This window comes from Clostridioides sp. ES-S-0054-01, from assembly GCA_021561035.1.
Taxonomy (GTDB): Bacteria; Bacillota; Clostridia; order Peptostreptococcales; family Peptostreptococcaceae; genus Clostridioides.
This window is the reverse complement of the sequence record CP067346.1, coordinates 762,839-779,479: the sequence shown is the minus strand read 5'-3', so window position 1 is coordinate 779,479 and position 16,641 is coordinate 762,839. Positions and strand designations below refer to the sequence as shown.

Below are 16,641 nucleotides of genomic sequence, written 5' to 3'. Positions count from 1 at the left end.
CATATAATTTGTTTTATACTTAAAAACGACAATTTTTTATTTTTTGTGTATACAGGATACGAAGAATATGTTATTATTATATTAGAAAATATATTTTTAAAAAAATATATAAAATAAATTAAGTATATAAAAATTAATTTTAACAATATTATTTATCATTTAAATCTAAGGAGGAAATACTCAATGAATGCATGGCAAGGATTTAAAACAGGAAGATGGACTAAAGAAATAAATGTTAGAGAGTTCATACAATTAAACTATTCTCCATATGAAGGAAATGACTCTTTCTTAGCTGGTGCTACTGAAAACACTAAAAAGTTATGGGACAAAGCAATGGTCTTATTTAAAAAAGAAAGAGAAAATGGTGGTACTTTAGATGTTGATACAAAAACTATTTCTGGAATAGCTGCTTATGCTCCAGGATATTTAGATAAAGGATTAGAAACAATAGTTGGATTACAAACGGATGCCCCTTTAAAAAGAGCTGTTATGCCATATGGTGGTATCAAAATGGTTGAGAATTCATGTGATGCTTTTGGATATGAATTAGACCCAGAAATAAAAGATATATTCACTAAATACAGAAAAACACACAATCAAGGAGTTTTTGATGTTTACACTCCAGAAATGAGAGCTGCTAGAAAATCTGGTATAATAACAGGTCTTCCAGATGCTTATGGTAGAGGTAGAATAATTGGTGACTACAGAAGAGTTGCACTATACGGTGTTGATGCCTTAATAGAAGATAAAAATGAGCAAAAGAAATCATTAGAAGTTTCTTGCATGGATGAAGAGGTTATCAGATTAAGAGAAGAAATAACTGAGCAAATATCAGCTTTAAATGAACTTAAAAAGATGGCTGAGTCTTATGGATTTGATATATCAAAACCAGCAACTAACTCAAAAGAAGCTGTACAATGGTTATACTTCGGTTATTTAGGTGCTGTTAAAGACCAAAATGGTGCTGCTATGTCTTTAGGTAGAACATCTACTTTCTTAGATATATACTTTGAAAGAGATTTAAAAGCTGGAATCGTAACAGAAGAAGAATTACAAGAGTATATGGACCATTTTGTTATGAAATTAAGAATGGTTAAATTCCTAAGAACTCCTGATTACAACAACCTATTCTCTGGAGACCCAACTTGGGTAACTGAGTGTATAGGAGGTATGGGAATAGATGGTAGAACATTAGTTACTAAAAACTCATTTAGAATGTTAAACACACTGTATACATTAGGACCTTCTCCAGAACCAAACTTAACAGTTCTATGGTCAACTAAATTACCTCAAGGATTTAAAGACTTCTGTTCTAAAGTATCTATAGATACAAGTTCAGTACAGTATGAAAATGATGATTTAATGAGACCATACTGGGGAGATGACTATGGTATAGCTTGTTGTGTATCTGCAATGAGAATTGGTAAGCAAATGCAGTTCTTCGGAGCTAGAGTTAACTTAGCTAAAACTTTATTATACGCTATAAATGGTGGTGTAGATGAGAAATCTGGTGTTCAGGTTGGACCAAGATTTGAGCCTATAACTTCTGAGTACTTAGATTATGATGAAGTTATGAGTAAGTTTGAACCATTCACTGATTGGTTAGCAACATTATATGTAAATACTTTAAATGTAATACATTATATGCATGATAAATATTCTTATGAAGCATTAGAAATGGCGTTACATGATAGAGATATATTTAGAACTATGGCTTGTGGTATGGCTGGATTATCAGTTTGTGCAGACTCATTATCTGCTATAAAACATGCTAAGGTTAAAACTATTAGAAATGAACAAGGAATAGCTGTTGATTTTGAAATAGAAGGAGATTATCCAAAATACGGAAACAATGATGATAGAGTTGATAGTATAGCTGTAGAGTTAGTTGAAAGCTTTATGAATAAAATAAGAAAGAATAAAACTTATAGAAATTCTTATCCAACTCAATCTATACTTACAATAACTTCAAATGTTGTTTATGGTAAGAAAACTGGTAATACACCAGATGGTAGAAGAGCTGGTGCTCCATTTGCTCCTGGTGCTAACCCAATGCATGGTAGAGACACTAACGGTGCTTTAGCTTCATTGTCTTCAGTTGCTAAGTTACCATATGAGCATGCTCAAGATGGTATATCTAATACTTTCTCTATAGTACCTGCTGCTTTAGGAAAAGACATGACTGAAAGAATAAATAATCTTTCTGCAATGATGGATGGATACTTCGCTCAAAATGCTCATCACTTAAATGTAAATGTATTTGATAGAGCTACTTTAGAAGATGCTATGGAACATCCAGAAGAATATCCACAATTAACTATAAGAGTATCTGGATATGCTGTTAACTTCATAAAATTAACTAGAGAGCAACAATTAGATGTTATAAACAGAACATTCCACGGTAAAATGGCTTAGTTTTTAAATTTTTATACTTTAGCTAAGATTACTGCTGTGTAGAAAATAAAAATAAAAGGCTATCTTATATTTGAATTATTTCTGGTATAAGATGGCCTTTTTTAGAGAAATATTATAACTATTGATAAGATTATTAAAATATATTGTGAGGTGAACTCTATGGTTAAGGGAAAGATACATTCTATAGAAACATTTGGTACTGTAGATGGGCCAGGAATAAGATATATATTATTTTTTCAGGGGTGTCCTCTTAGATGCAAATACTGCCATAATAGGGATACATGGGATATTAAATCAGGAAAAGAATATACAGTTGACGAAATAATAACGGATGCTCTTAAGTATACTTCTTTTATGAAGTTTTCTGGTGGAGGTATAACTGCCTCTGGCGGTGAATCCACTCTTCAGCCAGAATTTTTAAGTGAATTATTTAAAAAAGCAAAAGAAAATGATATACACACTTGCCTAGATACATCTGGATTTGTAGATATAGAAACTATAGACCCAATTTTAGATAATACTGATTTGGTTTTACTTGATTTAAAACATATGGTTGAAGAAAAATCTATTGATTTGACTGGTGTTGGCATGGATAAAGCTTTAAAACTTGCTAGACACTTAGAAGCAAGAAATATTCCTGTATGGATAAGACATGTTTTAGTTCCTGGCATTACTGATGATGTAGATAATTTAGAAAAACTAGGTCAATTTGTAGCTACATTGAAAAATGTGGAAAGATTTGAATTGCTACCATACCATTCTATGGGAATACACAAATGGGAAAATTTAGGTCTTGATTATGAACTAAAAAATGTTCCTGATGCTACTAAGGAAGATGCCAAAAGAGCTAGTGAAATAATCTCTAAATTTGGAGTGAAAGTATACAATAGTTAGCATATATTAACATTTATAGAACGCATAACAAAATAGGGTACTTTGTAAACTTTTAAGAGGCTTCCACTTTACCCTATTTTTATACTATATATCTCATTTTATATCCATCACTTTGATAATTGAAATTTATAAAATTCAGAAGCACTTACAGGTCTTCCAAATAAAAACCCCTGAATAATATCTACACCTAATCTCTTTACTATATCATATTCTTCATAAGACTCTATACCCTCAACACAAACTTTTAAATTGATAATATGGGCTAATTTAATAATATATTCAAGGAAAGTATATTCATAGCTATTATATGTAATATTTTTAACAAAACTTCTTTCAATTTTTATTATGTTAACAGATAGTTCTTTAAGATAATTTAAAGATGAATACCCTGTACCAAAATCATCTATTGCAATATGTACTCCAATACTCTTTAAACTAATAAATTTATCATTTAGTAAATTTACATCTGGTATCCAACAATTCTCTGTTAATTCCAAAATTAAAAATTCAGGTTCTAATTGATACTCTATTAGACATTCTACTATAAAATCTCTAAAAAAATCTTCCTTTAACTGAATATACGATACATTTACAGATATTTTAAAGTCTGGACTTATTTTGTGCCATTCTTTACACCGTTTTACAGCTTCTTTTATAACCCACTTCCCAACTGGCACAATTAGATTACTTTGTTCTAGTATTGGTATAAATTCAATAGGAGATACTTCTCCATAAGTAATTGAATGCCATCTTAAAAGCGCCTCTGCTCCTATGACCTCTTTTGTAACAGCATTTATCTGTGGTTGAAAAAATAGTTCAAAGTCATTAAAATTATTTTCAACACATTCTCTCAATTTCTGTTGCATGGAAATTACCTTTAGTTTATTTTCATAAAGTTCTTGTGAAAAAAACTTAATTCTATTTTTACCACTAATTTTTGCTATATCTAATGCAATATCAGCATGTTTAAATAAATCTAAATAACTATCTCCATCCTCTGGATACATAGCAACTCCTGCAGTTACTGTACAATAGTACTTATTTGATTCAATTTCATGCTGAGTATTTGTATACATTTGTATCTTTTCATATATTTTCTCTATGGTTTCTTTATTACACATAGGGTAAAAGAATGCAAATTCATCTCCATCCAACCTATACAATCTAACATCTTTTGGCAGATATTCTAATATTTCATTAGCAATTGCACGCAATACTTTGTCACCATAAGAGTGTCCATATTTTTCATTTATATTTTTAAAATTATCAATATCCATGATAAAAATAGCTCCACTTTTATAGATTTTCTCTTTTATAAGATAATTTATTCTATATTCAAATTGTTCTCTATTCCATGTTCCTGTGATAGAATCAAACTTATTTTTTTCACCAATATTCTTTATTATACCAACTAGAACTGTAGTTTTTAGCTCATCTGACACATAGACTTTACCTCTAAAAGAAATCCATACTATTTCTTCATCTTTATTAATCAATCTGTATTCTAAATTATGTTCATCTTTTTTTCCATCTAATAATTCTTGTATATCATCTTTCCATGCTTGAACATCATCTGGATAAACAATTTTGCTCCAACAATTGACTAAATCAGATTCTATCTCTTTACCTAAGTTAAATTCATCAAAAATTGCTGAAGAAATTTTAAATTTATTCCTATTTATATCCCAAAAAAATATATAATCTTCTGTACTTTGAGATAAAAGTTCAAAGAAAATTTCTATATGGTCTAAATTTAAAGAATTCGATTCTTCCCTCATTTTTTCCCCCTACAATATAAGTAATGTAATAATATTATAACCCTACTTATAATAAAAATAGAGTAGGGTTATAATATTATTATTGGTGTAGTTTAATCAATAAAATATTCTTATTTAGATTATACTATTTTACTAATTTTTTTATCTCATCAAATACATCTTCGTTTCCATTGCCTCCTACCTTAGTTATCTTATCAAATTTCTTACTCTTAACTAAGTTTTTTTGAGACTCATCAAGTGATTTTTCTACAATCATTACTGGTGATTTATTTTTACCTGCTAAAACACCTACTGTTAAAGCATCTATCAAATCATCTTCTCTTAAAATTCCATTTTTTGTTACATAAAGATTTCTTAGTTCTTTATCCTTATAAAACTCTTCTATTACTTTTGAATTTGTTTTATTTCTATCTTCTCCACCTATTCTCTTTGGATTTGGAAATTGTTTTTCTATAGACTTTGGTAAAGAAGTTTCTCCTCCTATAATATAAGATTTTGATATTTCTTCATCATCTATAAATTTTTTAATAGGAGTTATGTCATTTTTTACATTTGTAAGAATTATTGGAGTTTTATTTTGTGCTGAAATACCACCAACACTTATAGCATCCGCTAATCCAGTCTGTCCATTAGCTACAAATACTTCTTCTAAATCTACTATTTTATCTATTTCTTTAGCAATTCTTAGAGAAGTTAAATATCTATCTACTCCACCTATTCTTATAATAGTAAAGCCTTTTAATTTTAATTCTTTTTCTAAATCAGAACTTAATGTATTTTCTCCACCTATTATATAAATATTTTTTGCTTTTAATCTTTTTATCTCTTCTTCTGTCTTTACATTTAATTTATCTTTTTCAGTTAATAAAATAGGCGCATTTTTAGTATATGAAAATGGAGTTGCTGATAGAGCATCTGGAATTGATGTACTATTTACCAGTATTACATTTTCAGCCGACTCAAAACCTCTTTTACTTATTCTTGTAGCAGTTTCGTATCTGTCATCACCTGTTAAATTTTCTACTGATGGAGTAGTTGTATCAATAGATGAACCACCACTACCTCCACCACTATTTCCATTGTTACTTCCACCACTGTTTCCATTGTTACTTCCACCTGAATTATCATTACCACCTTGATTATCAGGTATCTTCTCCCATTGAGCATAAAGTACTATATTATCATCAACATTAAGTGTATCACTTCCATCACCTTTATATGAAGTTCCACTTCCATCTTGTTTTGTGTTCCATCCTATAAATTTATACCCATCTCTATTAAGATTTCCTGTATTTCCTTTTACAGTTGTACTAGTGTTTTTATCAAGTAGTTCATCTTCTGGTACATCACCTTGACCACCATTAGCATCGTATTTAACTCTGCATTTATCTGTCCAAAATGCATAAAGAATCGTATTTTTGTCTTTTATATTAAACTTCTCTCCATCTTTATATCTGCTACCTGTACCATCTGCTTTTGTACTCCAGTAGAAATTTCCACTTTTACCAGCAGGTGCTACTAAACCATTATCTCCAAGTACAGTAACTTCATCGCCTTCTCCATAGATATTATTGTCTACTGGAGCTGTTCCGGTACTTCCATTTTTATCATATGTTACTCTACATTCTTCTTTCCATTGGGCATATAAAGTTGTGTTTTTTGTAAGGTTAAATTTATCCCCATCTTTGTATGAAGTACCTTTACCATCATTTTTTGTATTCCATCCCTTAAATATTGCCCCAGATTTAGATGGTTTCTGGCTTGTAACAGTTACTTCAGTACCTTCTTTATGTTTTTCTTCTGGTATAGTTCCTGTTCCTCCATTTAAGTTATAGTCTAATTTATATCCCCATTGCGCATATATTGTATCTCCTGCTATACTTGAAGGAATAACATCACCTTCTTTGAAAGATGTTCCACTTCCATCTTCTTTTGTATTCCACCCTATAAATTCTTTATCGCCATTAACAAGTCCACCTTGACCTGGGAATTTATTGTCTTCTCCCGGCTTTGGTAAATCTGGATTTGTACCGGTTGCTCCATTACTATCCAGTTGCAAGTCATACTCCCATTGTGCATAAAGGTTTACATTAAAATTATCAAACCTGTCCAATTTTACCTCAAAACTTGAGCCTAAATTATAGGATTTTCCTGTCCCATCAGCTTTTGTATTCCATTCTGTAAGTTTATAATTTATTTTTTTAAGGTTCCCTTCATTTCCTTTAATTTGTAAAGTATCATCCTGATGATATTTATTTGAATCCAATGGGACATTACCTGAAGTATTTCCATTTCCATTATATTTTACCTGTAAAAAATCTGGAACCCAGACTGCATAAAGTGTTATATCTCTATTGATATCTAATCCTCCTATCCATTCTCCTCCACTATATTGTTGATCACCACTAGCTAAAGGGGCTCTTGATACACTCCAAGCATTAGTATGATAGTTTGCTTTTATAAGATTTCTACTTAAGGCTAAACGAGAATTCAAATCACCAACTTCATATTCTATTGGAGCTGTTATCACTCCTCCAGGAATAAAACTTCCTCCACTAACTATAGCTTCATTTATTGTTCCTCCAGTAGCCCCATTATCATCATAGGTTATTGTAATCTTATCAGCTGAGTCTTTATCTTGAATCTGCTTATTAAATATCTTATTTAAATCATAATCAGCAAAAACATTTGAATAATTTAAAGAAATTATAGCAAATGTAAGTACACATATAGTTAACTTTTTCAACTTTTGGTTCATCAAATTCCTCCTCTTCATATAAAAAATAATTTTTCATTTTGTAAAACAAAGAAATACTGATAAAATCTATATCAGTATTTCTTATAACTATTAGAATCTTATTCTTATATAAATATTAAATAAGATTCTAACTTATAAATTACAATAATAAACAACTTAATAGTATTAATTTTTTTGCCACACTGCATACAATATGATATTTCTTTCTTCCATAGTGATTGTCCCTGATACTATTGTTGATGGGTCATTTCTAACTGTACTCCATCCTACAAATGTATAATTATCAGCATCAAGCCCATTAATATTTCCTAAAACCGTTACAATATCTCCTTTTCTATATTCAGTTGTATCAACTGGTACTGAACCAGAAACATATACTCCTAAAGGAAAATTTGACAAATAAGCTACCATATAAGTTTTTTCAACTACAGTAAAATAAATTGTATTTGGATTAATTCCAGAAGAATCAAGTGTAACTGTTTGAGATTGACTTGCTGGATTTAATTTATATCCATTTGGTACTTTTGTAGAATCTGGAGTTATAGTATGGTCTCCAAATACAGCGTTAACAACCTCTGTATATGTACCTCCAACTACATTACCATCTTTATCCTTAAATCCAATTGTTAAAGTACGTTCTGCTTCTGAAGGCATCTTACTTACTGTAAAGTAAACTGTATCTGGTACAAGAGAATTTACACTAAGATTTACCATCTCAAATTGATTATCTGGATTAAGTACATATCCATCTGGCACTTTTTTAGAATCAGATTCAACTCTATGATTTCCATATTCAGCTGGTAGTGTAACTGTATATGGGTCACCTATTATTGCTCCACTATCTTTATCTTTAAAGTTAACTGTAACTACACGATTTACAAGTGGAATATCAGGGCTTACTGTAAAATAAACAACACCCTTATCAAGACCTGTTGGTTGAAGATTTACAGTTTGAGTTTGATTAGAAGGATCAAGCTTATAACCATTAGGTACTTTTGATTTATTTGGTACTACATCATGCGAACCTAATATATCTGGAATTTCTTCTATATAAGTACTTCCAACCTTATTTCCATCTTTATCTTTAAATCCAACTATAAGGACACGATTTTCTTCTGGCACTCCTGCCTTATCAGGACTTACTGTAAAATTAACTTCATTTGGATTAACACCATTTTGAGTAAGATTTACCACTTTAGATTGGCTTGTAGGATTCAATTTATATCCTGCAGGAATTTGTGCCGTATCAGCCACAACTGTACTATTTCCATATTTAGCAGGCACTTTAGCTGGATATGATGCAACTATAGCTCCTGTTTCTTTATCTTTATAATTAACTTTAAGAGAAAGTTTTGCATCTGAAATCTCAGTAGATGCATATGATATTTTTGTAGCTCCTCCACTACCTGTATTAGGTGATGTATAGCTCCAATTTACACCAGACATATCTCGATTTGTCACAAAAGAATAAACTCCCATCATCTGACTTCCTGTTATACCTGCAGATGGTATCCCATTTGGAAATCCATAGCTTGTTCCATAAATAGTCGAAACTTTTTCTCCATTAATTTGTAATATCCACCCCTCTTGAGAACCACCCTTTGGATCAGTTCCCCATACATACTTTACATTTAATGATTTTCCACCACTTGGTACAAACAATGAAAAAATTGTTACATATCCACTACCCATATTTGCACGAAAATCTACTTGATACCTTCCATTCATATCATATCTTCTCTCTGCAAATTGTTGTGCTACATTACTAGTTTTATCTGGCAAAGCCTGTGCATATGATGGCATTGCTACACTAGCAACTAAAGTTGTCATCAAAATAAATGATGCTAATTTTCTTAACCTGTGTTTCATATAAGAATCCCCCTATAATGATTTTTATTTTAAATAGATTTTCCAAACTTTATTTTATAGTTTCTTAAACTATCTATTTAGAATTTGGTTAATCTATTGTAAAACCTAACTTAAAAATCGAATTTTTTATATTACGTTTAACATTCTATTTATAGTCCACTAGAAAATATATTTGAAATTTATATAAAAATATTAATGTTTTACAAAGTAGAATATTAAATATTTTATTATTATAGAATAAAAATACATAATTTAAAAACTGCTTTCTGGATTTTACAGATTTATGTACTTTAAAATAGATATCCTTGTATTTATTGATTTTGTAAGAATTAGTAAAAAGTACGATTACACTACAAGTTAGAATCTCAATGTTTATCAATATAAAATAATATTTTTTATCTTAATTATTACTTCCATAGTTTCCATTTGTTGTAAAATGGTTCTTTTTTTTATAATAAAATAGCTATAAAAATATACATATCAAATATACATATCAAAGTAAACTAAGAAGTATTTTATTTCTAAGAAATATTCTAGCATAAAAAATAAATAAATGTTCATAAATTTGATTATTAACGTAGATAATCTTAAAAAAAATATATCAGTTTCAACAAAAAGTTACTTTTTTACAACTAATGGTCACTTTTTTTCTCTATTTTTTCTTATTATACCACTATTTTTTCTTTATTTCAATATTTTGACATTTTTTCCAGTATACTGAAAACATATCTTAAAGTCTTTTAACTTTGATAAATTTTATATCACATACTTAAAACTAACACATTTGTTCTCTATTTTATCACACTTAATTCTTATTTTTATCATTTTACAAAGCAAAAATAATAAAGAATCAGATAATAAATAAAGTACTTATTACCTCATTCTTTATTTAATTATTTTACAAAGAAAAATTTAAATTACGTTTTAAGTGACTTCTTGTTCCATTAATTTATTTCAATATTACTGGTTTTAATTTTTTAAGTAATTGATTTATTATTGCAATACTTTAGTCTAAACTCTAGAAACTTTATAAACTACATCTCTAGCCTTTGGTAGATTCCCATCTGGAACACCAACAGCAATACCAAATGGTACAGAATATCCTTCTGGTATATTCAGTAGTTCTCTGTATTTTTTATTTGTATCAAACTTCATCTTTATCGACTCTGATTCTTTTACATCTTCCTTATCCAACACACTCACAAGACCTACAATATCCCCTTGCTCAACAGGTGTAAACAGTCCTCTAACCATTCCTATTACACAACTTCCAAGCCCTAGTGCTTGTGCAGCTGTTGTTATATTCCCTGTAAGTATTCCTATATCATATGGAGCCCATGAATTATTTTCATCATAAGAAATAAATAAAACAGTTGGTGCACCATAAAATAACTTAAAGTTTTTATTTATCTCAACATTACTAACTTCATGAATTCTAGATAGAGTATCATCGCTAATCTCTTTTAAAAGTTTTTGGTCTTGTACAACGGTTATATGCCAAGGCTGTTTATTGCATCCTGAAGGTGCTGCAAATGCACAGTGTAACAATGTGTTTAGTTGTTCATCACTAATTTGTTCTGTTGTAAATTTTCGTATACTTCTACGACTTTGTATTAATTTTATTGTTTGGTTATCTTGAAAATTATTAATCATATCTATTCCCCTTTTTATGTATTTTTTAGTATAAATACTAAATCTTTAGAAAATTAATGTTGTAATTAAGTTTCTCTATATTCTTATTATAATTATTTTTAGTCTACATGTGAAGACTTGAAAGTATAAACTTTTTGATATATGTTTTAATCGTACATATAAATGAAAATCTGGTATTAGTTATCTATAAAAACTACTCTTTTCTATAGTGTAATCAATACCAGATTAATGGAGTATTCTATATTAATTTAAAGGACTCCATCCATTTTTATATTTGTTATCTAATAAATATTTTCTAAAATCATCATTACCATTTGAAACTCCTGGAGTTATTCCATCATAACCATCATCAAACTATGCTGAATATATTCCACCTGACTTACACTTTGGTTCTGTTTCAAAGTGCTTCCCATCTTTGTTTTTTAATACATCTTTTATAACTTCATTCTTGTCTTTACCTGGTTTTCATCCATTGCAATAACAATTTGAGACTTTATGTTTTCTCTATTAGAAAGAAATGTAACTGTTTTATTTTTTTCTGTATTTCTAAATAATGCTGGAACTGCAACTATAACTAAAATCCCTATTATAGATATAACAACCAATAATTCAAGTAATGTAAAACCCTTTTTATTCATAATAATCATTCCCATTAAATAAAATTATAGTACTTATTTTAAATACTACATATTAATAAATTATCTACATAATACCCTTCAAGAGAGCTCCTAATATACTTAATACTCAACTTAAGAATTAAATAACTTGCCTACTAAAACTCAATATCCTCTACTTCTATTTTGTCAATAGCATCCTGTACTAGTCTTTCAATATCAAGTGCTGTTTCAGATTTTTCTATTTTCTCTAATCTAGGTTTAGTGACAGGCTTTCTAGGAGAAAACACACTACAACAATCTTCTTCAGGCATTATAGACGTTTCAAAAGTCCCTATTTTTTTAGCTATATCAACTATATCTGATTTATCCATTGCTATAAGCGGTCTAAATACTGGTAAATCTACAACAGCATTAGTACAAGTAAGTCCTTGTATAGTTTGAGATGCAACCTGACCAATACTTTCTCCTGTAATTAAAGCATCACAATGTCTTTTTTCAGAAAGTCTCTGTGCTATTCTCATCATAAATCTCCTTGAAAGAATAGTAGCTTCTTCGTCATTACAATTCTCACCGATTGCCTTTTGTATTTCTAATATGTTAACTTTATGAAGTCGTACTCTACCACAATATTTTGCCAGTATTTTAGCTAAATCCTTAACCTTTTCCTGTGACCTTTCACTTGTAAATGGATAACTGTGGAAGTGAACTGCCTCTACTTCCATACCTCTTTTTGCAACCATCCATGTAGCCACTGGGCTGTCTATACCTCCTGATAAAAGAGACATAGCTCTACCATTCGTTCCAAGTGGCAATCCACCATATCCAGGTATAGTGTCACTATAGACCATAGTATGGAATTCTCTGTATTCACACTTTATTTTAACTTCTGGATTTCTTACATCAACATTAATCTTATCTCCTACCTTTGATAATAAGTATCCACCTATATCCATACTCATTTCTTGAGAAGTCAACCCAAAAGACTTATCTCCTCTTCTTGACTCTACCTTAAAAGTTTTATATCCAGCATCTATTTTTTCTTCTAACATTTTTAAAGCTATTTCTTTTAATGTATCATAATCTTTTTTAGCTCTTACTCCAGGGCATACACCCACTATTCCAAATACTTTTCTAACTTCTTCAATTACTTCTTCATAATCATAATCCTCTAAATCAACATATATTCTTCCATATTCCTTATACACATTAAATTTGCCAATTGGCTTTAACATATTTCTTATATTTCTTATAAGCCTATTCTCAAATATATATCTATTCTTTCCTTTTACGCCAATTTCTCCATACTTTACTATTAATATATTATACACCTTTTCACCTCTTAAACTAATTTAGTCTCACTATTTATACAGTATTATCTATTTCCTTTTCATTATTGACCTTAAGTCACAAATTGATTCTTTCAAAACTCTCACAGCTTCTGACATTTCCTCTTCTGTATTCATATCAGATAAACTAAATCTTATTGTCCCATTTATTTCTTCATTTGTAAGACCTATAGCATTTAATACATGACTCCCCTTCTTCTTAGAAGAGCATGCAGACCCAGTTGATACATAAATACCCTTTTGCTCTAAATAATGAAGTAAAACTTCTCCTTTTGTCCCTATAAATGATACATTCAATATATGACATACTCCATCTTCTGGAGAATTAATTTTTATATCTTCTATATTGTCAATTATTTCGTTTTTTAATGTATTTTTTAAGTTATTTACTTTCGAAATAACAGCATCTAAATCTTTGTTTAGTATTCTAACAGCTTCTCCAAGACCGTATATTCCAGGCACATTTTCTGTTCCCGACCTAATTCCAATTTCCTGACCACCACCTGTTAACATAGGCTTAAGACGATTACTTTCTTTTATATACATAAATCCAATCCCTTTTGGACCATGGAATTTATGTGCACTTACACTCATAAAATCTATACTGTATTTAGATGGTCTAAAGTTAATTTTTCCATACGATTGAATAGCATCAACATGGAAATAAATCTTTTCTTTTAAACCTTTCAGGTACTTTCCAACTTCACCTATTGGCTGTATAGTTCCTATTTCATTGTTGACATGCATTATACTTACTAAACATGTAGTTGACTTTATCGCATTTTTTAAATCTTCTATATTTATTTTTCCATCTTTTCCGACCTCTAAGTAAGTTACTTCAAAACCATCTTCTTCTAAATCTTTTAATGTATTTAAAACAGAGGGATGTTCTATATTAGTAGATATTATATGATTTTTTCTCTTTTTATTTAGATTGGCAATACCTCTTATTATAGTGTTATTACACTCTGTACCACCTGATGTAAAATAAATCTCCTTCTCTTTCGCTCCTAGAGATTTAGCTATATCCTGTCTTACTTCTTTTATCCCTTTTTCAACTTCTATACCTTTTCTATGGATAGAAGAAGGATTTCCATATTCCGTATTAAGTGCATAAACCATTTTATCTATAACTTCTTGATAAGGTTTTGTAGTTGCGCTATTGTCTAAGTATATTTCCAACTTAATTACACCTACCTTTATTTAAAATCTTCAACTCTAACTATTATACCACTAATTATAATATTTTTTTTGTTAATCTTTATTAAAAAGACAATCTTAAATTATAAAATATAACTTCATGAAAAGCTAGTTTTTTCACTTTATTATAAATTTTTATAGTAAAATATAATATACTTATACTATACCCTACAAAAATATATTATAAAATACAATATATGATAAAATAATATATTATATAAAATAAATATATTATTTTATACATGTACTTATTTTTACTATAAAAGTTAATTTTATAAGCTTACTTGTTATAAAAATAACTTTTATAATTTATATTAAAAAAAATATTGATTTTTGTGTCGCATTTTGTTATAATAAATTAAGGTTATCCCCCTGGTAACCCTAGTTAGTTAATATATCTATTCCCAATACCCTTTCATAAGGATATATTTTATATTTATTAAAAATCGGATTAGTAACGGAAATTAATCCGGTGGAAAAAAAGAGCTTACCCCGAGCTCTTTTTTTCTGCAAAAATTTAGAAAAATAAAGTTAATATTAATGTAATTTTAATTTTAAACTTCTAATAGTTATCACTAAAAAAGGATGTATTGAATTTCTAATATCAATAACATCCTTTTTATATATTATAACACTTTTGCTAAAAATGATTTAGTTCTTTCATGTTTTGGATTTCCAAAAACTTCTTGTGGAGAATTATCTTCAAGTATACTTCCTCCATCTATAAAAATAACTCTATCTGCAACTTCCTTAGCAAATCCCATCTCATGGGTCACAATCGCCATTGTCATACCTTCTTTAGCAAGTTCTTTTATAACATCCAAAACTTCGTTTACCATTTCTGGGTCAAGGGCAGATGTCGGCTCATCAAATAGCATCATATCTGGTTCCATAGCAAGTGCTCTAGCTATTGCTATTCTTTGCTTTTGTCCTCCAGATAATTGTGATGGATATGAATCTTTTTTATCTAAAAGACCAACTCTACTCAACAAAACTTCTGCTTTTTTTTCTGCTTCTTCCTTGCTCATCTTTTTTAATTTAATTGGTGCTAATGTTATATTATCTAAAATAGTCTTATGTGGGAATAAATTAAAGTTCTGAAACACCATACCTATATTTTGTCTAACCTCATCAATATTAGTTTTTTTATCAACCAAATTTTTTCCTTCAAATATTATCTCTCCACCTGTAGGTATCTCTAGTAAATTCATGCATCTAAGAAGAGTGCTTTTACCAGAACCACTTGGACCTACTATAACCATTATTTCGCCTTTATCGATTTCTAAGTCTATATTTTTTAATACATTTAAATCTCCAAAAGATTTACTTAAATTTTTTATTGTAATCATATTATCACTTTCCTTTTTACTATTCTATGTTTTCCCTAAATGCTAAACATGCTCTCATCTAGTTAGACACAGATAGTTTCTTTTCTAATAATCCAACTAATCTTGATAGAGTAAATGTTATAACAAAGTAAATTACTGCTGCTACTATTAATGGCTCTAATGCTCTAAATGTTGCATTTTTTACTATATCAGCAGTACGCATTATTTCAACAACTCCTATTACAGATATTATTGAAGATTCTTTTACAAGTGTAATAAACTCATTTGCTAATGAAGGTAATATATTTTTTATAGCTTGAGGTATTATTATATATCTCATAGTTGACCAATAATTTAATCCTAACGATCTACTTGCTTCCATTTGTCCATTATCAACTGATTGTATACCTGATCTTAGTATCTCTGCCACATATGCACCAGAATTTACTGATAATGCAAATGCACTAGCTATGAATTCACTTGGTATACCAAACAACATAGGGAATCTTATTCCTAATTGAGGTAATCCAAACCATACTATATATATCTGTACTAATAATGGTGTCCCTCTTAAAACCTCTATATAGATTGATGATATTGTTCTTAATACTTTGCTCTTTGATATTTTTGCCATACAGATAATTATACCTATTATAAATCCAAAGCATAATGCCACAAGAGAAATTGATACTGTCACACCTGTTCCTTCCAAAAAAGAAGTCCCAAATCTACTTAAAAAACTAAAATCTAAACTCATAATTTCATCTCCCACATAACTTTCTT

Annotated in this window: 10 protein-coding genes and 1 pseudogene; 2 read left to right on the top strand and 9 right to left on the bottom strand. The window is 29.2% G+C overall.

The features are described from left to right. Positions 1-183 precede the first annotated feature (183 nt). Positions 184-2,415 carry a formate C-acetyltransferase gene (pflB, locus tag JJC02_03930; protein UDN55340.1) on the top strand — a complete coding sequence of 744 codons (2,232 nt, stop codon included), beginning with the start codon at positions 184-186 and terminating at the stop codon, positions 2,413-2,415. A 159-nt stretch (positions 2,416-2,574) separates the two neighbouring features. Then, positions 2,575-3,309 (top strand): pyruvate formate lyase-activating protein, encoded by a 735-nt coding sequence (pflA, locus tag JJC02_03925; GenBank protein UDN55339.1) that lies wholly within the window; start codon positions 2,575-2,577, stop codon positions 3,307-3,309. A gap of 107 nt (positions 3,310-3,416) precedes the next feature. On the opposite strand, the gene JJC02_03920 is transcribed toward pflA, so the two are convergent. From JJC02_03920 to JJC02_03880, 9 genes and pseudogenes are all read right to left on the bottom strand, one after another. Next, complete coding sequence (locus tag JJC02_03920; GenBank protein UDN55338.1) at positions 3,417-5,087, bottom strand: GGDEF and EAL domain-containing protein; 1,671 nt, start codon at positions 5,085-5,087, stop codon at positions 3,417-3,419. Positions 5,088-5,211: 124 nt separating this feature from the next. Then, positions 5,212-7,845: a cell wall-binding repeat-containing protein gene (locus tag JJC02_03915; GenBank protein UDN55337.1), complete on the bottom strand. Its 2,634-nt coding sequence runs from the start codon at positions 7,843-7,845 to the stop codon at positions 5,212-5,214. A gap of 165 nt (positions 7,846-8,010) precedes the next feature. After that, positions 8,011-9,714 carry a hypothetical protein gene (locus JJC02_03910; protein UDN55336.1) on the bottom strand — a complete coding sequence of 568 codons (1,704 nt, stop codon included), beginning with the start codon at positions 9,712-9,714 and terminating at the stop codon, positions 8,011-8,013. A 1,011-nt stretch (positions 9,715-10,725) separates the two neighbouring features. Beyond that, the gene (locus JJC02_03905) at positions 10,726-11,367 is read right to left on the bottom strand and encodes a nitroreductase (protein ID UDN55335.1); all 642 of its coding nucleotides are present in this window, start codon (positions 11,365-11,367) and stop codon (positions 10,726-10,728) included. A 258-nt stretch (positions 11,368-11,625) separates the two neighbouring features. Beyond that, a pseudogene (locus tag JJC02_03900) lies at positions 11,626-12,005 on the bottom strand (prepilin-type N-terminal cleavage/methylation domain-containing protein). Positions 12,006-12,139: 134 nt separating this feature from the next. Then, the gene (gene thiI, locus JJC02_03895; protein ID UDN55334.1) at positions 12,140-13,312 is read right to left on the bottom strand and encodes a tRNA 4-thiouridine(8) synthase ThiI; all 1,173 of its coding nucleotides are present in this window, start codon (positions 13,310-13,312) and stop codon (positions 12,140-12,142) included. 48 nt (positions 13,313-13,360) lie between these two features. Next, complete coding sequence (locus tag JJC02_03890; GenBank protein UDN55333.1) at positions 13,361-14,512, bottom strand: cysteine desulfurase; 1,152 nt, start codon at positions 14,510-14,512, stop codon at positions 13,361-13,363. A 644-nt stretch (positions 14,513-15,156) separates the two neighbouring features. After that, the gene (locus JJC02_03885) at positions 15,157-15,879 is read right to left on the bottom strand and encodes an amino acid ABC transporter ATP-binding protein (protein ID UDN55332.1); all 723 of its coding nucleotides are present in this window, start codon (positions 15,877-15,879) and stop codon (positions 15,157-15,159) included. Positions 15,880-15,937: 58 nt separating this feature from the next. Then, positions 15,938-16,615, bottom strand: coding sequence for an amino acid ABC transporter permease (locus tag JJC02_03880; GenBank protein ID UDN55331.1), 678 nt, complete (start codon positions 16,613-16,615; stop codon positions 15,938-15,940). Positions 16,616-16,641: the final 26 nt, after the last annotated feature.